This window comes from Aeromonas sp. 600724, assembly GCF_049175135.1.
Taxonomy (GTDB): Bacteria; Pseudomonadota; Gammaproteobacteria; order Enterobacterales; family Aeromonadaceae; genus Aeromonas; species Aeromonas veronii_A.
The window spans coordinates 161,956-181,703 of the sequence record NZ_JAAKUM010000003.1 but is presented as its reverse complement, the minus strand read 5'-3'; the positions used below and the strand labels follow the sequence as shown (position 1 = coordinate 181,703).

Here is a 19,748-nt window from a genome sequence, read left to right as displayed (position 1 = left end):
TCAATAAGAAGAACACATGATGAAAAACCTGTCACTCAAGCAGAAGATACTGTTGTCAGTGGTGATCGCCCTTTCGCTGGTGATCTCGTTGCTCTCCTGGCAGAGCTATAGCAGCCAGAAGAGTCTGTTGCTGCAAGGCAGCCAGGAGCAGTTGCAGCGGTTGGGCACCCAGCAGGCCGAGCGTGTCAGCGACTGGCTCGCCGCCCGTCGCGACGTCATTCAGGCGCTTGGCAACAAGGCCGGTGTCGACCCCCTCAATGCCTTGCAACAGGCACAAGTTTCCGGCCGTTTCCAGCTCACCTATTTCGGTGAGAGCAGCGGCAAGATGAATGACTCCGATCTCTCCATCAACCGCGATGGCTACGACCCGCGCTCCCGTGGCTGGTATCAGGAAGCAATGGGCAAGGGCGGCCTGATTGTCACCAAGCCCTATCTCGACGTGGCTTACAACATCATGGTGGTGACCCTGGCCCAGCCGGTTTCTGGCGGGGTAGTCGGTGGTGACCTCTCCATCGCCTCGCTGGTGGAGGACGTCACCAAGATGAAGCTGCCGGCCGATGGTTTTGCCATCATGATGCACAAAGACGGCACCATCATCGCCTACAAGGATGCCGCCAAGGCGATGAAACCGGCCACCGAGATCGACAACGATCTGACCAATGCGCTGATCGAGCAGAGCAAGGCCAGCAACGGTCTGGTGGCGGCCTACTTCGACAACGAAGGACGTGACAAGCTGCTGTGGGCGGTCGATATCCCCGACACCGACTGGGAACTCGTGTTGGTGCTGGACAAGGCCGCGCTGGAAGCGCCGCTCTCCTCCCTGCTGATGACCCAGCTGGGCATGGCGCTGCTGGTGCTGGTGGGCAGTATCCTCGCTATCTCCTGGCTGGTCAGCATGCTGCTGGGCCCGCTCAGCAAGGTCTCCCAGGCACTGGCACGCATTGCCGATGGTAACGGCGATCTGACCCAGCGCATCAAGATCGATGCCAACGATGAAGTGGGTCAGCTGGCGAACAGCTTCAACCGCTTCGTCGGCAGCCAGCACCAGCTGATCGGTAATATCCGCCAGCTGGCCAACGAGCTGAACGCCGATGCCGAGCGCAGTCTGGTGACCAACCAGGCCGCGGTGGACGAGCTGCAGCGTCAGCAGCAGGAGGTGACCATGGTCGCCACTGCGGTCACCGAGATGGCGAGCGCCACCATGGAGATCGCCGGCAACGCCGAGAACACCGCCGCCGCTGCCCAGCAATCTGCCCAGAGCAGTGAGCAGGGCAAGATGCTGGTCAACAAGACCCGCCAGTCCATCAATGGTCTGGCTGAAGAGGTGGGGCAGGCGACCGAGGTGATCGGCGAGCTGAGCCGTCACGCGCAGGCGATCACCAGCATTCTCTCCACCATTCAGGGGATTGCCGAGCAGACCAACCTGCTGGCGTTGAACGCGGCCATCGAAGCGGCCCGTGCTGGTGAGCAGGGTCGTGGTTTTGCGGTGGTGGCTGACGAGGTGCGGGTGCTGTCTCGCCGTACTCAGGACTCCACCCAGCAGATCCAGTCCACCATCGAGACCCTGCAACAGACCACCGCCCGCGCGGTGAGCCTGATGCAGACCAGTCAGGGGCTGGCGGACAACAGCGTGCAGGATGCGGATCAGGCGGTGCGCGCACTGGAAGAGATCACCAGTGCCATCTCCCTCATCTCCGACATGGCGGGCCAGATCGCCACTGCCGCTGAGGAGCAGACCCAGGTGACCGGCGAGATCACCCAGAACACCACCGCCATCAAGGATGTGAGTGACGAGATCACCGCCGCCGCCATGCGCGATCTGGATCAGGCCCAGAGTCTCAAGGGACGGGCAGCTGACCTTAACCAGCAGGTGTCGACCTTTATCCTGTAAGGTGCAACTCTCGGCCTGTTCCGGCTGAGATAAAAAAGCCCCGCCCTCTGTCGAGTGCGGGGCTTTTTGTTGTTCGGGGAAGTGCGGGATATAGGGATTCCGGGTTGCTCGCGGGTCACCCTGGTGGCGGATACGAGCCCCGGCTCTGCCTGCGTCACCTGGCGAGTCGATAACAAACAAAGAGCCCACCGAAAGGTGGGCTCTGATCATATACGTCTGACGGAAAGGGAATTACAGGAATGGCATCGCCATAAACAGCTTGATCACCATGGCGTTGATGATGTCGATAAAGAAGGCGCCCACCATGGGCACCACCAGAAACGCCAGGTGGGAGGGACCGAAGCGCTGGGTGATGGCCTGCATGTTGGCGATGGCGGTCGGGGTGGCCCCGAGGCCAAAGCCGCAGTGACCTGCCGCCAGCACGGCTGCATCATAGTTGCTGCCCATCACCCGGAAGGTGACGAAGATGGCGTAGAGCGCCATTGCCACGGTCTGGGCGGCCAGCAGAATGAAGATGGGCAGGGCCAGGCTGGCCAGATCCCACAATTTCAGGCTCATCAGTGCCATGGCGAGGAACAGCGACAGGCTGACGTTGCCCAGCAGGGAGACCTCGCGATCGCTCACCTCATGCCAGTTCAGCAGGGTCAGGACGTTGCGCAGCAGCACGCCGACAAACAGCACGCAGACAAAGATCGGCAGCTCGAAGGCGCCCCCTTTGAGAGAGGCCGAGAGCAGCTCGCCACCCTTGAGGCTGATGGCTATCAATGCCAGCGTTTCGATAACGCTGAAAGTGGTGAGGGGGCGCTCCATATCTGGCATTTCGAAGCCCTGGGGGGCCTCATCCTGATTGTGCTCCTCACCGGGCACCTGCACTTTCTTCACCAGATAGCGAGCCACCGGGCCACCGATCAGGCCGCCCAGCACCAGACCGAAGGTGGCGCAGGCGATGGCGAGTTCGGCAGCGGATTGCACGCCGTATTTCTCGGAGAAGGTGGCACTCCAGGCCGCCCCGGTGCCGTGGCCGCCGGAGAGAGTGATGGAGCCGGCCAGCAGCCCCATATGGGGATCCAGACCGAGCAGGGTCGCCAGACCGACACCCAGACTGTTCTGCACCAGCAGCAGGCCGGTGACCACCATCAGGAAGGTAACCACCGCCTTGCCGCCGCGTTTCAGGCTGGCGAGATCGGCGGAGAGACCGATGGAGGCGAAGAAGGCCAGCATCAGCGGGGTTTGCAGGCTGGTATCAAATTGCAGCTCCATCTGCAGGGTGGAGCGCAGCAGCAGCAGTACCAGCGCGACCACCAGGCCGCCGGCTACCGGTTTGGGGATGTTGAAGGTACGCAGCAGCCCGACTCGGGTAACCAACACCCGGCCAAGCAGCAATACCAGAGTGGCAGCGACCAGCGTTGCGTAGGAATCAAGTTGTAACATTCAGTACTCCCATGTTGATTGGCTGTGTCTTTCATAGCAAAAGACTTACAGATTCAGCCGGGATGAAAACAGTGTGGCTCATGCGCCAACAAAGAAGGGGAAACATCTCCCCGCCCCAGGAAAGATGGGGCTTGTGCGGGCCTGAAATGCTCAGGCATCCAGATGAGATTTTAGTAAAATCCGGCGGATTGTAGCAAAAAGCATCGTTTAATTCCATCTTTGTCGTATTAATGCTCGTTTTAGTGGTTTATTGTGACATTTAGCACTATGTAGGTAGAGGGCAGAAAAGCCGAAAAGGGTGCATGGAACGGCTGTCATTTGGGGCGCCAGTCTCTATAATTCGCCGGTTTCCGCTGCACGCAGAGGCGCTGGCGGGCGTTGACATTGTGGTTCACCCCGACATGGTTCATGTTCCGGCGGTGTTCACTTCATCAAGAGGAGAGGGTGTGAAGAAGTCTATCTACATTGCCTACACAGGCGGCACCATTGGGATGCAGCGTTCCGATCACGGCTACGTGCCGATGGCGGGCTTTATGGAAGACTGTCTGGCGCGGATGCCCGAGTTCCACCGCCCCGAGATGCCGGATTACCATATCCACGAATATGCGCCCCTCATCGACTCCTCCGACATGACCCCGGCGGATTGGCAGCGCATCGCCGAGGATATTCGCGACAACTACGAGAAATACGATGGCTTTGTGATCCTGCATGGCACCGACACCATGTCGTTCACCGCCTCGGCGCTCTCCTTCATGCTGGAAGACCTGCACAAGCCGGTCATCATCACCGGCTCCCAGATCCCGCTCGCCGAGCTGCGCTCCGACGGTCAGCAGAACCTGCTCAACGCCCTCTATATCGCGGCCAACTACCCGATCCACGAGGTGACGCTGTTCTTCAACAACCAGCTCTATCGCGGCAACCGCAGCAAGAAGGTGCACGCCGACGGCTTCCACGCCTTCGACTCCCCCAACTATCCGCCGCTGCTCAACGCCGGGATCGCCATCTCGCTGGAAGCGGGCGAGTTGGGTGTGCCCTCCGAGCGGCCGCTGGTGCTGCACGACATCATCCCCCAGCCCATCGGCGTGGTGACCCTCTATCCGGGGATCTCCAGTGAGGTGATCGCCAATATCCTGCAACAGCCGGTGAAGGCGCTGATCCTGCTGTCATTCGGGGTCGGCAATGCGCCGCAGAACCCGGCCATGCTGGCGCTGCTCTCCGAGGCCTCGGCCCGCGGCGTCATCATCGTCAACTTGAGCCAGTGCCTGCACGGCAAGGTCAATATGGGGGGCTATGCGACCGGCAACGCCCTGTCGCGGGCCGGGGTGATCTCGGGCTTTGACATGACCGCCGAGGCAGCACTCACCAAGCTGCACTTCCTGCTGAGTCAGGACTTGCCATCCCACCGCATTCGCGAGCTGATGCAGCAGTCCCTGCGCGGGGAGCTGACGCCCTGAGAAACTGTCCGCGACCTTACTGCGAAGCCGTGATCAAGGCTCATGTGCTGCGCGGAATCCTCATGTATGTATATACACTCCGGTTCCTGCGCTGCTCTTCACCTTGCTGACGTCTTCTCGCTACAGGTCGTGAACAGCTTCTGACCTCCCTACCATGGGGAGAGTGGAAAAAGAGGGGAGCCATAATGGCTCCCCTCTCTGTTGTGGCCGCCGCGAGCGGCCTACCGGATCAGGTTCAGTGGTTGAGGTCGACCCGTACTATCTCTTCCTCGTCGCGATACTGACGCTTGAGCTCGCTCTTGCTCTTCATCACGATCTCGCCGTCACGACCTATGTTCATGTGCTCGGGATTGTCGATGTGCATCGCCTGCCAGGCCATCACGGCTTGCAGGGAGGTGGCCTTCTGCTCGTCGGTCAGGGGCTTGCCATCGGGCCACTTGCCCAGCTCGACTGCGGTCTTGAGCCGCTCGTACACCTCTTGTGGCATCTGCCTGATAGCTTGTAAAAACTCACCCTGTTGAAACGACATCCGGCCTTCTCCTTGAACTATTGAGCCATAAACTGCGGGATCTGACGGGTCATGCAGGTAGACTCTATCGGTCTATGCAGGCAGATCCTGGCGGACTACGCCAGCCATCTGTTCCATCACCCGCACTACCTGACAACTGTACCCGAACTCGTTGTCATACCATACGTAGAGCACGCAGTGATCCCCCTCGGCGATGGTCGCCTGGGAGTCGACGATGCCCGCATAACGGGAACCTACCATGTCGGAGGAGACCAGCTCGGTACTGGCGCTGAAGTCGATCTGGCGGTGCAGGGCCGAGCTTAGCGCCATCTGCTGCAGATAGGCGTTGAGGCTCTCCCGATCGGTGGCCTGCTCCAGCGACAGGTTGATAATTGCCAGCGACACATTGGGGGTCGGCACCCGGATGGCGTTGCCGGTCAGCTTGCCCTTCAGTTCCGGCAGCGCTTTGGCCACCGCCTTGGCGGCGCCGGTGCTGGTCATCACCATATTGAGGGCGGCGCTGCGACCGCGGCGCTCGCCTTTGTGATAGTTATCGATGAGGTTCTGATCGTTGGTGTAGGAGTGGACCGTCTCCACGTGGCCGTGGCGAATGCCGTAACGCTCCTGCATCACCTTGAGCACAGGGGTGATGGCGTTGGTGGTACAGGAGGCGGCGGAGATGATCCTGTCACCCGGGCCTATCACTTCATGGTTGACCCCGAACACCACGTTTTTCATCTCCCCCTTGCCGGGAGCGGTCAGCAGCACCTTGCCGGCACCGCGCGCCTTCAAGTGCTCGGAGAGGCCTGCCTCGTCACGCCAGACGCCGGTGTTGTCGACGATCAGCGCATCGTGAATGCCGTAGGCGGTGTAGTCGATGTCGGCCGGGCTATTGGCGTAGATCACCTGAATGAAGGTGCCGTTAGCGATGATGGCGCTGCGCTCCACATCCACCTCGATGGAGCCGTTGAAGGGGCCATGCACCGAGTCGCGGCGCAGCAGGCTGGCACGTTTCTCCAGATCTCCGTCGCGACCACCGCGTACCACGATGGCGCGCAGGCGCAGCGGATTGGCGGCGCCGGTGCGCTCGATCAGCAGGCGGGCCAGCAGGCGGCCGATACGGCCAAAGCCGTAGAGCACCACGTCGGTCGGCTGCGGCATCTGGTTGCGGCCAAGGGCCGGTGCCAGTCGCGCTTGCAGATAGTCCTCGATCCCCGCCTCATCCTGATGATCCTGCCAGTAGCCGACTGCCAGCTTGCCAAGGTCAACCTCGGCGGCGGTGGGTTTGAGGGCAACGATGGCCTGAAGCAGGGGGAAGCTTTGCTGGATGGGGAGGGGGGCGCCCTGGTGGCGGCGGACGACCCGGTGGGCCTTGAGGATATCGATGGTGGAGGCGTTTTGCAGCGGGCGGCCGTAGAGGGTGATCTCGACCCCTTGTTGTCGGTAGAGGCGACCAATCAAGGGCTGCATGGCTTCGGCGAGCTCCTGGCTCTCCTGCCACGCTTGCAAGTAGTGCTCGTGGGTCATTGACCAGATCCTTTATTTCACGTTGTTGGTGTAAATAGAAAATTCGTCGAATGCAGATCAGTGTAGGGGTGTATATTTCGTTATATTATTCTGCAGTCGCGGCCTTATATGGCGCGCGCATTGTAATGGATATGTAACCGGTTTGCTAGCCGGAGGTGGCCCGTAAAGGCGCCAGTTGTTACCAACCCGCGTTACCAACAAGATGTGAACCATGGCCAATTTCCCCCTGCGACAGACCTTCATCATGCTTTCAGTCGGCCTTGCCGTGGCTGGCTGCAATGACGACCGGATCCACAACATCTGTGGCAATCATCCCGAGCTCTGCCAGGATCTGGTGGACGATGGCTGGTGTCGCTACGAGCGTACCGATGTGATCCGCAGTCGCTTCTATCTCAAGGAAGAGGGGACGGATCGGCGCAAGTACGAGCTGATGCGTAACCTTGAGCGCTATCTCAAATGTGCCGAGCGTTCCACGAGCATTGAATACAAGAATGCCCGCGAGCAGAAGAGTCCACGGGTCGAGGGCATGCTGGCGGCCGGGGATCAGTTGGCTCAGCTCGATGCGGCGACCCGCAATTCGCAAGATCCCTACCTGCTGCTCTGGCACTGGACCAACAACACCAACGAGCTGGCTCGTCAGCAGTTTATGGCGCTGGAAGGTAACAAGGTGCTCGACGAACCGGAACTTCAGCTGGCCCTTGGCGGAGCCTACGCCAAGAGCGACCCCGAGAAAGCTATTTCCATCATGCATCACGGCCTCTCCCTCTATCGGGAAGGTGACAAGATAAACAGCCGCCTGCTCACCTCCCTCAGCACCCTCTATATGGGCCAGAAGCAGTACGGGCTGGCCTATCTGTGGGGCAAGGTGAGTGAGTCTTTTCAGGATGCGCCAGAGGTCTCTGCCAGGCGTTTTGGTATTTATCACACCCTGAGCAAAACAGATCAGGATGCCTACGACGTGCGAGCGGCTGAAATAGTCGATCAACTGAAACATGGCAGCTATCGGCACTGAGGCTCTGATGATTGCACTATCCCCGGCCAGCTGCTGGCCCGCACCTTTTTCCCTCTCGTTTGTCCATGGCGAGGTGATCACCGATGGCCATACCCTGGAACGCCTTACGGTACGTGCCGTAGTACTCCGTGGCGACGAGTTGCTGCTGGTTCACTCCCGGGTCAACGGTGATCTGATGTTTCCTGGCGGCGGCGTTGAAGCGGGGGAAAACCACCATGTGGCGCTGGCCCGCGAGCTGAAGGAGGAGTGTGGTGCCGAGTTGCTGGAAGTAGGGACCCTGCTTGGCGAGACCCGGGAATACCGCGCCGCCCGCGAGCCGGGGTTCGATGCCTACTGCATCCGCTCGCTCTACTACTTGTGCCGGATTGGTGATCAACTGGTGGAGCCACAGCCACAGCCCTACGAGATCCGCCTTGGCTTCGTGCCCGGCTGGTTTGGCCTCGACGAAGCGCTGCAGACCAACAAGACCCAGCTGGCGGGGCCCTGTCCCCAGTGGACGGCGCGAGAGACCCGGGTGTTGGCCCAGTTGCAACGCTGGCATCAGCAGGGGGTCTTCGACCACGGCTGATGAGTAGATCAAGCTGCAACGGTCAGTGACACCAACAGAAAGAGCGCCAATAGGCGCTCTTTTTCATTGCGAGGGTGGCGGTTACTGGCCGCTCTATCGTGCGAGGTTACTTGACCTCTTCGCCCTTGGCTTGCAGATCCGCGTGATAGGAGGAGCGCACGAAAGGACCGCAGGCGGCGTGGGTAAAGCCCAGCTCCATGGCGACATCTTTCAGCTCGTCAAACTCTGCTGGCGGCACGTAGCGCTTGACCGGCAGGTGGTGGCGGCTTGGCTGCAGATACTGACCCAGGGTCAGCATGTTGACGCCGTGAGCGCGTAGATCCTTGAGCACCTCGACGATCTCTTCGTTGGTCTCGCCAAGGCCCATCATCAGACCGGACTTGGTCGGTACATGGGGGTGCATCTCCTTGATACGGCGCAGCAGCTCCAGCGACCACTTGTAGTCGGCACCCGGGCGAGCGACGCGATACATGCGCGGCGCAGTTTCCAGGTTGTGGTTGAATACGTCCGGCGGCGTTTCGCGGAACACCTCAAGGGCCTGCTCCATCCGGCCACGGAAGTCCGGGGTCAGGATCTCGATGCGGGTCTGCGGGCTGTGCTCGCGGATCTCGCGGATGCAGTCGGCGAAGTGCTGGGCACCGCCGTCGCGCAGATCGTCGCGGTCCACCGAGGTGATCACCACATACTTGAGGTTCATCTCCTTGATGGTGAGCGCCAGCTTCTTCGGTTCTTCCGGATCGAGTGCCAGCGGGCGGCCGTGGGCCACGTCGCAGAAGGGGCAGCGACGGGTGCAGATCGCGCCCATGATCATGAAGGTGGCCGTGCCGTGGTTGAAACACTCCGCCAGGTTGGGGCAGGAAGCCTCTTCACAGACCGAGTGCAGCTTGTTCTTGCGCAAGGTGCTCTTGATGTGTTCGATCTTCTGGCTGGAAGGGGGGAGTTTGATCCGCATCCAGTCCGGCTTGCGAAGGATTTCTTCGTTGGGATCCGGCATGAATTTCACCGGGATCAGGGCCATCTTGTCGCCATCGCGCAGCTTGACGCCCGGCTCCATACGAACGGGTTTGCTCATGATTCACTCTCGGTGTTTGTTATTGTCTGATAGCCAATCAGGCTGGCCAGTTCGGCCACCAGAATGGATTGCGCCTCGGCCACGCTCTGCGGGCCGCCCAGGGCGCTGGTCTGGGTCATGGCCATGCCCGCATAGCCGCACGGATTGATGTGCAGGAAGGGGGTCATGTCCATGTTGATGTTGAGGGCCAGCCCGTGGAACGAGCAACCCTTGCGGATGCGCAGTCCCAGCGAGGCAAGTTTGGCCTCCATGCCAAGGTCATTTTTCACATAGACCCCGGGGGCATCTGCCTTGGCATAGGCCTGGATATTGCTTTTGGCCAGGGTGTTGATGATGGCTGTTTCCAGCGCGGTCACCAGCTCGCGCACCGAGAATTTGCAGCGGCGGACATCCACCAGGACGTAGAGCACCAGCTGGCCCGGGCCGTGATAGGTCACCTGACCGCCGCGATCGCTCTGCACCACCGGGATATTGCCCGGATTGAGCAGGTGTTCGGCCTTGCCGGCCTGGCCCTGGGTGTAGACGGGGTCATGTTCGACCACCCAGAACTCGTCCGGGGTGTCGCTGGTGCGGTTGTCGGTGAAGGCTTTCATGGCGTCCCATACCGGCTGGTAGGGGCGGCGACCCAGCTGCCTGACTATCAGGCTGTGCTGAGCGGGGATCTGGGATGACATGGTGTCCTCGTGGCGTGCTGCGGCCAAAAACAGTCGCCCCGCAGAACGGGGCGAGAGAGAAATTACAGTACGTATTTCACCAGCTCGATCTTGCCAAGCGCAGTGTACATCGCTTCGATGTGCTCTTTGCTCTGGGCAGTCACGGTCACGCGAACTGAGTGATAGTTGCCCTTGGAGCTGGGCTGGACGGTCGGGCTGTAGGTGCCCGGAGCATGCTGCTGCAGCACTTCAACCACCATATCCGGCAACGCAGGATCCGCGATGCCGAGTACCTTGAACGGGAATTTGCAGGGAAACTCCAGCAGTTCATCAAACTTGGTATTCATTTACTCACCTTTTTCGTCATCAGCATGATGACTTCATCTTGGATGGCTAGTGGCCGATGGCCCTTGGAGGCCGCCATTTCAAGTCTGTATGGGTGCGGCTAAACCCTATATGGGCGCCGCACACTCCGGGATCAAGGCCGGGAGCGGTCAGACAAGGATGGAAGTGCTGCTTTTTACCACAAATCAGGGTAAGGCGGAACCTGCAGTTTACAGGGTTATTCACTGCCATTGTCCGGCGCAGACAGCAGCGGCGCCTGTTGGCGCCGCTGTTTGGTGAGGATTGTGCGTCGGATTACTTGAACCAGCTGGTGACCAGCAGTACCAGGTAGTCCCACAGACGGCTCATTAAGCCACCTTCCTGCACCTCTTCCAGAGCGACCAGCGGTACCTGCTTGATCTCTTTGTCACCCTGCTTCAGGAACACGGTACCAACGCGTTGACCCTTGGCCAACGGGGCTTTCAGCTCGCTGTCGAGCTGGAAGTCTGCCTTGAGGTTGTTGCCCTGACCGCGGGTGACCAGCACGGAGACATCCTTGTCGACGCCCAGTTTCACTTCAGATTTGTCGCCCATCCAGATCTTCTGGGTGACCAGCTCGGTGCCTGCCTTGTACGGAGTCAGGCTCTGGAAGAAGCGGAAGCCGTAGGTGAGCAGTTTCTTGCTCTCGGCGGCGCGGGAGGCTTCGCTGCTGGCGCCCAGTACCACGGCGATCAGGCGCATGCCTTCGTTGTTGGTGGCAGAGGAGACCAGGTTATAGCCGACCTGGCTGACGTGGCCGGTCTTGATGCCATCCACTTGCAGGGATTGATCCCACAGCAGGCGGTTGCGGTTGTGCTGGGTGATACCGTTGAAGACGAAGGATTTCTGGGAGTAGATCTTGTACTCCTCCGGCTGATCATGGATCAGTGCCTGACCCAGGCGGGCCATATCACGGGCTGTACTGTAGTGACCCTCTTCATCCAGACCGTGGGGGTTCTTGAACTGGGTGTCCTTCATGCCGAGCTTGGCGGCCCAGGCATTCATCAGGCTGGCGAAGGAGTCGGTACTGCCGGCCAGATGTTCGGCCATGGCGACGCAGGCATCGTTGCCGGACTGGATGATGATGCCCTTGTTCAGGTCATCGACAGAGACCTGCTTGCCCACCTCGATAAACATCTTGGAGGAGTCTGAGTAGTTCTTGGACCAGGCGTTCTGGCTGATGGTCACCATGTCGGTGCCCTTGATGTTCCCCTTGTGCAGCTCGTCGCCAACGATGTAGGAGGTCATCATCTTGGTCAGGCTGGCAGGGGGCAGACGCTCGTCGGCGTTCTGCTCGGCCAGCACCTGACCGGAGTAGTAGTCGATCAGGATATGGGCCTTGGCGGAGATCTCCGGCGCGGCGGGAACCACCACTGGGTTGGCGTTCGGCGTGGGTGTCGGCACCGGCGTATTGGCCTGAGCGGTTACGCTGATCAGTGAGGCCAGAAGAACTGAACGGGCAAATTTGGACATCTTGAAATTCCTGCGAGCCAGATGGGGATAAAATGCGGGCCTAACTATACCAGATGCGCCCGCAGGTTATAGTCCGACATGGCGATCATGACTGGTTTTTTATCCATCAATCCCTGCCATCACGCCATAAAGCGACGTGATGGCGGGGCCGGGAGATTGGTCACCGCCGCTGTCAGAGGAGGGATCAGGGCACGATAAAGGCCTGTTCCAGTCCCCCTTGCCGTACTTTTTCCAGCAGTGCGGCTTGTTTATCCGCCTCCACCGGGCCGATCAAGACCCGGAAGATGGCGCCATGGGCTTCAATCCGGTAGGGCACACCATGGCGCTGGGTCATCACCTTGCCCATCGCCTCGGCCCGATCCCGGGAGCCGCTGGCCAGTACCTGGATCATCTTGCCATCACCGCTGCTGGCAGGAGCTGCGGTCTTGGCGGGAGCTGGCTTGACAGGTGCCGCTTTGGCGGGCGTGGTCGCGGGCGCCTTGACGGGAGCGGGTTCGGCGGCGGGGGTCGCCATCGCCAGGGCGGTCGGTTCACCCAGGAAGCCATCTTGCGCCACTGTGTTGGATGCCGTTGCTGGCGGGGTGGTCGGGGTCATCTCGATGGGCTTCATCGGTTCCATGATCACCATCTGGTCCGGGGTGTCGTTGATCAGCTCCAGTCGAACGCGAGCTGTGCCGCTATCGACCATCTCCAGCTGCTTGGCCGCTGCGTAGGAGAGGTCGATCAGGCGCGGGCTGTTGAATGGACCGCGATCGTTGACCCGCACTATGGTCTCCAGCCCGTTGTCCAGATTGGTGACCCTCACATAGCTCGGGATGGGCAGGTTGCGGTGGGCGGCGCTGAACAGCTTGCTGTCCAGCACATCGCCGTTGGCGGTCTTCTGGCCGTCCAGATCCGGCGACAGCCAGCTGGCGGTGCCCTCTTCGCTGTAGTGTTTGATGTCGCGCCACACCTCGTGCTTCTGCTTGCCGATCCAGTAGTCCCGGTTGCCGCTGGCACTCAGGGGCTCGGGGCGCGGAATGGCGCCGGTGGCTTGCGGGATCTCGATAACGGGTGGCTTGTTGACCGGTGCTTGCGGCTTTACGGGGGCGCTCTGTTCCGGCTGGCTGCTACAGGCGGCCAGCAACAAGCTCAGGCTGAGCGGGAGGAGTTTGTGACGAAGATGCATACGCTTCCTGAATGGCTTGGCTAAGTTGATACACCGCCATCGCATAGAGTGGGCTGCGATTGTAACGGGTGATCACATAAAAGTTATGCCGTGCGACCCAGTATTCCGGTCCATCGGCTTGGGCAAACGCCAGCAACTTGACCGGCGTCTGTGGGGCCAGCGGCGTGGCGAGCTCAATCCCTGCCGCCGCCAGTTCTGACCACTGTTGTGTTAACTCGGGCTCAGGCCTGAGTAGAGGTTCGACTGCCATCAACCCGATCTGGGCCGGTTCCACCACGGATTCGCCCCAGCGCCACTGGTGGCTGGCAAAATAGTTGGCCACGCTGCCGATGGCATCGACCGGGTTGGCAAACAGATCCCGCTTGCCATCCCCGTCAAAGTCGACGGCGTAGTGGCGGTAGCTGGAGGGCATGAACTGCCCCATCCCCATGGCGCCGGCATAGGAGCCCTTGAGGGCATCGAGTTGCCACCCTTCCTCTTTGGCCAGCACCACCAGCTGGGCAAACTCCTTGGCAAAGAAGTCCGCCCGCTCCGGGTAGTGAAATCCAAGGGTGTAGAGGCTATCGAGCACCGGATGGCGGCCCATCTGGCGACCGTAGAAGGTCTCGACCCCTATGATGGCCACGATGAGCGAGGCGGGCACCCGATAGGTCAGCTCCGCGCGGGCCAGCGTCTCGGCATGTTGTTGCCAGAACTGCTGGCCATCACGGATCCGATCCGGGGTAACAAACAGCGGCCGGTAGCGATGCCAGGGCTTGGCCTCCCACGGCTTGCTGATGGTGTCGAGCACCTCCTGCCGTAATTGGGCTCGGGCGACGGCCGCTTGCAGCTCCGCCAGCGGCACCTGCTGCTGGTCGGCGAGCAGGGCCAACCGATCCGGCGCCACGGCGGCGGTCGCCATCGTGGTGGCGAGCGAGAGCAGCAATCCAACCCGTCTCATCAGGCGAGCAGTCTTCTATGAGTCTGGATGGACATCAGTATGCCAAAGCCGGCCATCAGGGTCACCATGGAGGTGCCGCCATAGCTCACCAGCGGCAGGGGAACCCCCACCACCGGCAGGATGCCGCTCACCATGCCCATGTTGACGAACACATAGACGAAGAAGGTGAGAGTGATGGCGCCGCCCAGCAGTCGCTCGAAGCTGTTCTGGGCCTGCATCGAGATAAACAGACAGCGGCTGATGACGTAGAGGTAGAGCACCAGCAGCAGGGCAACCCCCACCAGACCAAACTCCTCGCTAAATACCGCGAAGATGAAGTCGGTGTGGCGCTCTGGCAAGAACTCCAGCTGGGACTGGGTCCCTTGCAGCCACCCCTTGCCGAAGACGCCACCGGAGCCGATGGCAATCTTGGACTGGATGATGTGGTAGCCGCGGCCGAGCGGGTCTTTCTCCGGGTCGAGCAGCATCAGCACCCGCTGGCGCTGGTAGTCGTGCATCAGGAAGAACCAGAGCACCGGCATAAAGGCCAGCATCAGTAGAACCGCCAAGCCGATCAGCCACCAGCTGAGCCCCGCCAGAAAGATCACGAAGAAGCCGGAGGCGGCCACCAGAATGGAGGTGCCAAGGTCCGGCTGGGCGGCGATCAGCAGGGTGGGCAGCAGCACCATGATGAGGGCGATCACCACATGGCTGAACTTGGGTGGCAGCGAGTGGCGACTGAGCCAGGCCGCCACCATGATCGGCATGGAAAGCTTCATCACCTCGGAGGGCTGGAACTTCATAAAGCCCAGATCGAGCCAGCGCTGGGCCCCCTTGCCGATGTGGCCAAACACGTCCACCGCAATCAGCATCAGCACCACCACGGCGAACAGCGGCACCGACCAGCGGGCGTAGAGGGAGGGGGGCAGCTGGGCCAGGCCGATCATTAGGGCAAAGGCGAGACCGCCGCGCACCAGCTGGCGCACGATGGAGTCCATATCCTGACCGGAGGCGGAGTAGAGCACCACCATGGAGAGGGTCATCACGGCCAGCAGACCGAGCAGCAGGGGCAAGTCGATATGCAGCTTGTACCAGATGCTCTGCTGGCGGGCAGAATTACTCATTGGGAGCGACCTCACTCGGTTGGGACGGCTTTTCCGGTGCCGGTGGCAGTTGCGGATCAGGGGGCAGCAGATAGGCATCCAGCATCTGGCGTGCAATGGGCGATGCAGCTCGACCACCACCACCTCCGATGGAGTTTTCCAGTACCAGAGCTACCACCGCTTTGGGTGCCTCGAAGGGGGCATAAGCAACGAACAAAGCGTTATCGCGATGCTCTGCCTTGACCGTCTTGATGTTGTAAACCTGATTTTCCTTCAAACCGACTACCTGGGCTGTGCCCGATTTGCCGCCTGAGGAGTAAGGCGCCTTGGCAAACGAGTGACGGCCACTGCCTTCACTGCCATGGTTGACTCGCCACATCCCATCCTGCGCCACTTTCCAGAAGCTGTCGTTCTTGAGCTTGAGGGCGATATTGGGGTTGATGGGGGCATCGACTACCCCCGCCTGCGAGGCGGTGCTCTTGAGCAGGTGCGGGGTGACGTCGTGACCATTCTGGGTCAGGATGCTGATCGCCTTGGCCAGTTGGAGCGGGGTGGCGCTCCAGTAGCCCTGACCGATACCGACCGAGATGGTGTCACCCTGATACCAGGGCTGGCGCCAACGGGCCATTTTCCAGTCACGGGACGGCATGACACCCTTGGTCTCTTCATAGAGATCGACCCCGGTGTACTGACCGAAGCCGAACTTGGTCATATAGCTGTGGATCTTGTCGATGCCGACCCGATAGGCGAGATCGTAGAAGTAGGTATCTGCCGAGACCTCGATGGCGCGATAGACGTCGAGCCAGCCATGACCCCAGCGGCGCCAGTCGCGAAACTTCTTGGTGGTACCGGGAATGGAGAAGCTCGGGCCGCCGAAATAGCGGTAGCCCGGGGTGATGGCCCCCTCGTTGAGACCCATGATGGACATCATGGGCTTGACGGTGGAGGCAGGGGCATAAATGCCCTGAGTGGTGCGGTTCACCAGCGGCCGTGCCGGATCGTTGAGCAGTGCCGAGTAGTTGGCGCTGGATATGCCTGTCACGAACAGGTTGGGGTCATAACTCGGGCTCGACTCCAGCGCCAGGATGGCACCGGTTTTCGGGTTCATCATCACGATGGCACCACGCTGGCCGGCCAGCAGTTGCTGGGCCTTGAGCTGCATCCGGACGTCGATATTGAGGTAGATATCCTTGCCCGGAACCGGAGGCTGGAACTTGAGGGTGCGGACAATCCGGCCGCGGTTGTTGACCTCGACCTCCTGATAACCCGCCACCCCGTGCAGCTCATCCTCGTAATACTTCTCCACCCCCTGCTTGCCGATATCCTTGGTGGCGGCATAGTTGGCGAGTTTGTCCTCTTTTTCGAGACGCTCCACGTCGCGGGTGTTGATCTTGGCCACATAACCCAGCGCATGGGTCAGGGTGTCGCCAAACGGGTAGTAGCGCTTGAGGTAAGCCTCGATACTGGCTCCCGGATAGTTGTGCTGGTTGACCGAGAAGAGTGCCACCTGATATTCGGTCAGCTTTTCGTAGAGAGGGACCGGCTTGAAGCGACGTTGGCGTTTCACCTCGGTCAGAAACTTCTCTTTGGTGCCTTCCGGCAGACCCAGCAGGGTGATCAGCTGATCAGCGGTTTTTTCAAGATCCCTAGTCTCTTCCGGGACGATTTCCAGACTGTAGACAGGGCGGTTCTCCGCCAGCAGCACGCCGTTGGTGTCGTAGATGAGACCCCGGGGTGGCGCCACCGGCACTACACGGATGCGGTTGGAGTTGGAACGCGTCTGGTAGGTGTCGTAGGACTCGACCTGCAGATAATAGAGATTGCCCAGCAGCACCAGCATCAGCACGACGATGCCGATGTAGGCTACCAGGGTGCGCCGGAAGAACAGATTGCCCTCGGCACTGTGATCGCGCATTTCGATGCGTTGTTTCAGCATGCCTTTACCTCGGGTTTGTGGGGGGCAATAACAGCAGGAGCGGCATGGTTCACTCTCTGTGATAAGGGTGATTGGTCGTTATGCTCCAGGCACGGTAGAGGCTCTCTGCCACCAGCACCCGCACCAGCGGATGGGGCAGGGTGAGCGGTGACAGTGACCAGCTCTGTTCGGCTGCAGCCTTGCACTCGGGGGACAAGCCTTCCGGCCCGCCTACCAGCAGCGCGACATCGCGGCCATCGAGTTTCCACGCCTCCAGCTGGGTAGCCAACTGCTCCGTGGTCCAGGGCTTGCCCGGAATGTCGAGGGTGACGATGCGCGAGCGCCCCGCAGCCGCCAGCATGGCTTCCCCTTCCTTCTGCAGGATGCGCGGAATGTCGGCATTTTTGCCCCGTTTGCCTGCGCCAATCTCGACGAGTTCAAATGGCATGTCTTTGGGGAAGCGGCGACGATACTCTTCGAAGCCATGCTCTACCCAGGCGGGCATCTTGGTGCCCACCGCAATCAACTGGATCTTCATGGTCGTTACACTTGTGCTCTTATTGCGTATTCATTTGAGCGGCACCGCTCCACAGCTTTTCCAGTTGGTAGAAGTCACGGTGTTCATCCTGCATCACATGCACGATCACCGAGCCCATATCTACCAGCACCCATTCACCGCTCAGTTGCCCTTCCACGCTCAGTAGATCCAGACCCGCGTGGCGGGCCTCGCTGGCCAGATGGTGGGCAATGGCGCTGACGTGACGACTGGAGTTGCCGGAACAGATGATCATGGTGTCAGTAATGCTGGATTTGCCGCGTACATCGAGGGTGATGATGTCGCGGCCTTTCATGTCATCGATCTTGTCGATGATAAAGGCATGCAATTCTTGGCCTTGCAATGAGTCTCTCCTGTATTCCGGCGCGCAGCGTTTGCGTCAGGGCGGCGGATTATATCATGGTCACTCCCGTTTCCCATCGGGCGGGGCGGGATTACGACAGGGGCTAGCGGCGGTTGGCGCGGTAGAGCCCCTGTTGATCAATATAGTGCGCAACCGACTCGGGCAAGAGGTAGCGGGTGTCTTTCCCCGCATCCAGCAAGGCCCGCAGTCGGGTGGCTGACAGTTCGATGGGCTGGTTGTCCGCCAGCCAGATATGACCGGCCAGACGCTGATGCAGCGCGTTGGCATCCGTGGTGTGATGGCGCGCCAGCAGCTGCGCTACTTCGGCCGGATACTCCGGTTGCCAGCCCGGCCGTACGCTCACCACCAGATGGGCATGGTCGAGCAGCTCCTGCCAGCGGTGCCAGCTTGGCAGGCTCAGCAGGGAATCCATCCCCATCAGAAAACAGAGCGGCGTATCGGGCAGTTCATGACGCAGCTCGATGAGGGTATCTATGGTGTAAGAGGGCTTGTCCCGTCTCAGCTCCCGCTCATCCACCACAAAGTGGTGGTTCTCTGCCGCCGCCAGTTTGACCATGGCGAGACGCTGTTCGCTGGAGCAGAACGGATTGGCGCGGTGGGGCGGGATATGGTTCGGGATCAGCCGCATTTCGGCCAGCCCGAGAGCATCGCGCGCCTCGATCGCCGGGCGAAGATGACCGATATGGATGGGGTCGAAGGTGCCGCCAAGCAAACCGACAGGCGCCTTCAGCACGGGCTGCTCTCCATCACCAGCGGCAGCGGGGTGCCATCACGAAAGCCGAGGGCAATGGTCTGCAGCATCAGCCACGCCTGTTCGGTATCAAAGCGGCGCTGGGCGCCATCCAGTTGCGCCATCAGCTGCCATAGTTGTTGCAACTTGGCGAAGGGGAGACGAGTCAGCGCCTGTTGAATGAGCTGCTGGCGGCTCTGCCAGATGCGCAGGCGGCTGAAGTGCTCCCCCAGCGGCTGGCCGTTGCGCATCGCCAGCGACAGTTCGGTCAGCTGCTCCAGCTCGCGGCAGAGGGTCCAGGCCAGCATCCCCGGCTCGGTGCCTTCGGCCCGCAGAGCTGCCAGAATGCGCTGGGCCCGGTTCACCTTCCCCTCCAGCAGGGTATCGACCAGCTGGAACGGGGTGAAGTGGGCGTGGCGGATAATGGTCTCTTGCAGATAGGTGACGCTGATGGGCTGGGGCGGCGAGAGCAGGGTCAGCTTCTCGATCTCCTGACTGGCGGCCAGCAGGTTGCCCTCGTAGGAGTGGCACATGAAGTTGATGGCATCCGGCAGCGCCTTGAGGCCGAAACGCGCAAAACGGGCACTCATCCAGCGCGGAAAGAACTTGGGTTCCGGATGGTTGACCGGCACATAGGTGCCAATCTGGTAGAGCTTGTCGAACCAGGCTGCTTTCATCTGGGTCTGGTTGAGGCGACCGCCGCTCAGCACCAGCAGCAGGTCGGGATGAAGCTGCTTGCCAATTTCGCTGATGCGGGCGGCCAGATCCTTGTCCACCTTGGCGGGCAGCTCCAGCTCGATGATCTGGCGGGCGGAGAAGAGGCTCATGGCCTGACAGGCATCGTAGACCTGATTCCAGTCCAGCCCCTGTTCCACCACGAAGGTGTGGCGCTCATCGAAACCCTGCTTGCGGGCGACCTGACGGATGGCATCGATGGCCTCCAGTCGCAGCAGGGGCTCGTCGCCAAAAACGAGATAGCAGGGCCGAAGCCCTGCTTTGAGGTGGTCACCAAATTGTTCCGGGTAGACTCTCATCAAAATA

General features: G+C 60.7%; 19 protein-coding genes. 4 read left to right on the top strand and 15 right to left on the bottom strand.

The features are described 5' to 3' along the window. The first annotated feature begins 19 nt into the window (after window positions 1–19). The gene (locus G5168_RS04290; RefSeq protein ID WP_421251896.1) at window positions 20–1,891 is read left to right on the top strand and encodes a methyl-accepting chemotaxis protein; all 1,872 of its coding nucleotides are present in this window, start codon (window positions 20–22) and stop codon (window positions 1,889–1,891) included. Between the two features lie 231 nt (window positions 1,892–2,122). On the opposite strand, the gene gltS is transcribed toward G5168_RS04290, so the two are convergent. After that, the gene (gltS, locus tag G5168_RS04285; protein WP_108614086.1) at window positions 2,123–3,322 is read right to left on the bottom strand and encodes a sodium/glutamate symporter; all 1,200 of its coding nucleotides are present in this window, start codon (window positions 3,320–3,322) and stop codon (window positions 2,123–2,125) included. A 446-nt stretch (window positions 3,323–3,768) separates the two neighbouring features. On the opposite strand from gltS, the gene ansA reads away from it, so the two are divergent. Beyond that, window positions 3,769–4,776 carry an asparaginase gene (gene ansA, locus G5168_RS04280; RefSeq protein WP_421251879.1) on the top strand — a complete coding sequence of 336 codons (1,008 nt, stop codon included), beginning with the start codon at window positions 3,769–3,771 and terminating at the stop codon, window positions 4,774–4,776. 235 nt (window positions 4,777–5,011) lie between these two features. Here the strand turns inward: ansA and G5168_RS04275 are convergent, their stop codons facing one another. Together G5168_RS04275 and G5168_RS04270 are read right to left on the bottom strand one after the other, a co-directional pair. After that, entirely contained in the window at window positions 5,012–5,305 is a 294-nt protein-coding gene (locus G5168_RS04275) for a YeaC family protein (RefSeq protein WP_151286082.1), read from the bottom strand. A gap of 72 nt (window positions 5,306–5,377) precedes the next feature. Then, window positions 5,378–6,811 (bottom strand): glyceraldehyde-3-phosphate dehydrogenase, encoded by a 1,434-nt coding sequence (locus tag G5168_RS04270; RefSeq protein WP_042054745.1) that lies wholly within the window; start codon window positions 6,809–6,811, stop codon window positions 5,378–5,380. A 211-nt stretch (window positions 6,812–7,022) separates the two neighbouring features. Between G5168_RS04270 and G5168_RS04265 the strand changes: the two genes are divergently transcribed. Continuing rightward, window positions 7,023–7,823 carry a DUF2989 domain-containing protein gene (locus tag G5168_RS04265; protein ID WP_421251878.1) on the top strand — a complete coding sequence of 267 codons (801 nt, stop codon included), beginning with the start codon at window positions 7,023–7,025 and terminating at the stop codon, window positions 7,821–7,823. A 7-nt stretch (window positions 7,824–7,830) separates the two neighbouring features. Then, window positions 7,831–8,391 carry an NUDIX domain-containing protein gene (locus G5168_RS04260; RefSeq protein WP_227342061.1) on the top strand — a complete coding sequence of 187 codons (561 nt, stop codon included), beginning with the start codon at window positions 7,831–7,833 and terminating at the stop codon, window positions 8,389–8,391. A gap of 106 nt (window positions 8,392–8,497) precedes the next feature. On the opposite strand, the gene lipA is transcribed toward G5168_RS04260, so the two are convergent. The 12 genes from lipA to holA form a co-directional block, all read right to left on the bottom strand. Continuing rightward, on the bottom strand, window positions 8,498–9,463 hold the full coding sequence (gene lipA / locus G5168_RS04255) for a lipoyl synthase (protein WP_139740976.1): 966 nt from the start codon (window positions 9,461–9,463) through the stop codon (window positions 8,498–8,500). After that, window positions 9,460–10,137 carry a lipoyl(octanoyl) transferase LipB gene (gene lipB / locus G5168_RS04250; RefSeq protein ID WP_216953013.1) on the bottom strand — a complete coding sequence of 226 codons (678 nt, stop codon included), beginning with the start codon at window positions 10,135–10,137 and terminating at the stop codon, window positions 9,460–9,462. Before lipB ends, lipA begins: the two co-directional genes overlap by 4 nt. A gap of 62 nt (window positions 10,138–10,199) precedes the next feature. Continuing rightward, the gene (gene ybeD, locus G5168_RS04245) at window positions 10,200–10,463 is read right to left on the bottom strand and encodes a DUF493 family protein YbeD (protein ID WP_005348100.1); all 264 of its coding nucleotides are present in this window, start codon (window positions 10,461–10,463) and stop codon (window positions 10,200–10,202) included. Between the two features lie 292 nt (window positions 10,464–10,755). After that, window positions 10,756–11,952, bottom strand: a complete 1,197-nt coding sequence (locus G5168_RS04240; protein WP_216953014.1) for a D-alanyl-D-alanine carboxypeptidase family protein — start codon at window positions 11,950–11,952, stop codon at window positions 10,756–10,758. A 184-nt stretch (window positions 11,953–12,136) separates the two neighbouring features. Next, the gene (locus tag G5168_RS04235) at window positions 12,137–13,120 is read right to left on the bottom strand and encodes a septal ring lytic transglycosylase RlpA family protein (RefSeq protein WP_421230633.1); all 984 of its coding nucleotides are present in this window, start codon (window positions 13,118–13,120) and stop codon (window positions 12,137–12,139) included. Next, window positions 13,062–14,060 (bottom strand): lytic murein transglycosylase B, encoded by a 999-nt coding sequence (gene mltB / locus G5168_RS04230; RefSeq protein ID WP_421172121.1) that lies wholly within the window; start codon window positions 14,058–14,060, stop codon window positions 13,062–13,064. The genes G5168_RS04235 and mltB overlap by 59 nt, the downstream gene beginning before the upstream one ends. Continuing rightward, window positions 14,060–15,163: a rod shape-determining protein RodA gene (rodA, locus tag G5168_RS04225; RefSeq protein WP_005335170.1), complete on the bottom strand. Its 1,104-nt coding sequence runs from the start codon at window positions 15,161–15,163 to the stop codon at window positions 14,060–14,062. Before rodA ends, mltB begins: the two co-directional genes overlap by 1 nt. Beyond that, window positions 15,156–17,078, bottom strand: coding sequence for a penicillin-binding protein 2 (gene mrdA / locus G5168_RS04220; protein WP_421172120.1), 1,923 nt, complete (start codon window positions 17,076–17,078; stop codon window positions 15,156–15,158). Before mrdA ends, rodA begins: the two co-directional genes overlap by 8 nt. A gap of 49 nt (window positions 17,079–17,127) precedes the next feature. Next, complete coding sequence (gene rlmH / locus G5168_RS04215; protein WP_005335166.1) at window positions 17,128–17,595, bottom strand: 23S rRNA (pseudouridine(1915)-N(3))-methyltransferase RlmH; 468 nt, start codon at window positions 17,593–17,595, stop codon at window positions 17,128–17,130. Between the two features lie 19 nt (window positions 17,596–17,614). Beyond that, complete coding sequence (gene rsfS, locus G5168_RS04210; protein WP_005335165.1) at window positions 17,615–17,956, bottom strand: ribosome silencing factor; 342 nt, start codon at window positions 17,954–17,956, stop codon at window positions 17,615–17,617. Between the two features lie 103 nt (window positions 17,957–18,059). Next, window positions 18,060–18,710, bottom strand: a complete 651-nt coding sequence (nadD, locus tag G5168_RS04205; protein ID WP_421172119.1) for a nicotinate-nucleotide adenylyltransferase — start codon at window positions 18,708–18,710, stop codon at window positions 18,060–18,062. Continuing rightward, complete coding sequence (holA, locus tag G5168_RS04200) at window positions 18,704–19,741, bottom strand: DNA polymerase III subunit delta (RefSeq protein ID WP_227342067.1); 1,038 nt, start codon at window positions 19,739–19,741, stop codon at window positions 18,704–18,706. The genes nadD and holA overlap by 7 nt, the downstream gene beginning before the upstream one ends. Window positions 19,742–19,748 lie beyond the last annotated feature (7 nt).

What these genes read in the sequence shown, in the direction of transcription:
- G5168_RS04290 (WP_421251896.1), top strand. Translation starts at nt 20, where the DNA reads ATGAAAAACCTGTCACTCAAGCAGAAGATACTGTTGTCAGTGGTGATC.
- gltS (WP_108614086.1), bottom strand. Translation starts at nt 3,322, where the DNA reads ATGTTACAACTTGATTCCTACGCAACGCTGGTCGCTGCCACTCTGGTA.
- G5168_RS04275 (WP_151286082.1), bottom strand. Translation starts at nt 5,305, where the DNA reads ATGTCGTTTCAACAGGGTGAGTTTTTACAAGCTATCAGGCAGATGCCA.
- G5168_RS04270 (WP_042054745.1), bottom strand. Translation starts at nt 6,811, where the DNA reads ATGACCCACGAGCACTACTTGCAAGCGTGGCAGGAGAGCCAGGAGCTC.
- G5168_RS04265 (WP_421251878.1), top strand. Translation starts at nt 7,023, where the DNA reads ATGGCCAATTTCCCCCTGCGACAGACCTTCATCATGCTTTCAGTCGGC.
- G5168_RS04260 (WP_227342061.1), top strand. Translation starts at nt 7,831, where the DNA reads ATGATTGCACTATCCCCGGCCAGCTGCTGGCCCGCACCTTTTTCCCTC.
- lipA (WP_139740976.1), bottom strand. Translation starts at nt 9,463, where the DNA reads ATGAGCAAACCCGTTCGTATGGAGCCGGGCGTCAAGCTGCGCGATGGC.
- lipB (WP_216953013.1), bottom strand. Translation starts at nt 10,137, where the DNA reads ATGTCATCCCAGATCCCCGCTCAGCACAGCCTGATAGTCAGGCAGCTG.
- ybeD (WP_005348100.1), bottom strand. Translation starts at nt 10,463, where the DNA reads ATGAATACCAAGTTTGATGAACTGCTGGAGTTTCCCTGCAAATTCCCG.
- G5168_RS04240 (WP_216953014.1), bottom strand. Translation starts at nt 11,952, where the DNA reads ATGTCCAAATTTGCCCGTTCAGTTCTTCTGGCCTCACTGATCAGCGTA.
- G5168_RS04235 (WP_421230633.1), bottom strand. Translation starts at nt 13,120, where the DNA reads ATGCATCTTCGTCACAAACTCCTCCCGCTCAGCCTGAGCTTGTTGCTG.
- mltB (WP_421172121.1), bottom strand. Translation starts at nt 14,060, where the DNA reads ATGAGACGGGTTGGATTGCTGCTCTCGCTCGCCACCACGATGGCGACC.
- rodA (WP_005335170.1), bottom strand. Translation starts at nt 15,163, where the DNA reads ATGAGTAATTCTGCCCGCCAGCAGAGCATCTGGTACAAGCTGCATATC.
- mrdA (WP_421172120.1), bottom strand. Translation starts at nt 17,078, where the DNA reads ATGCTGAAACAACGCATCGAAATGCGCGATCACAGTGCCGAGGGCAAT.
- rlmH (WP_005335166.1), bottom strand. Translation starts at nt 17,595, where the DNA reads ATGAAGATCCAGTTGATTGCGGTGGGCACCAAGATGCCCGCCTGGGTA.
- holA (WP_227342067.1), bottom strand. Translation starts at nt 19,741, where the DNA reads ATGAGAGTCTACCCGGAACAATTTGGTGACCACCTCAAAGCAGGGCTT.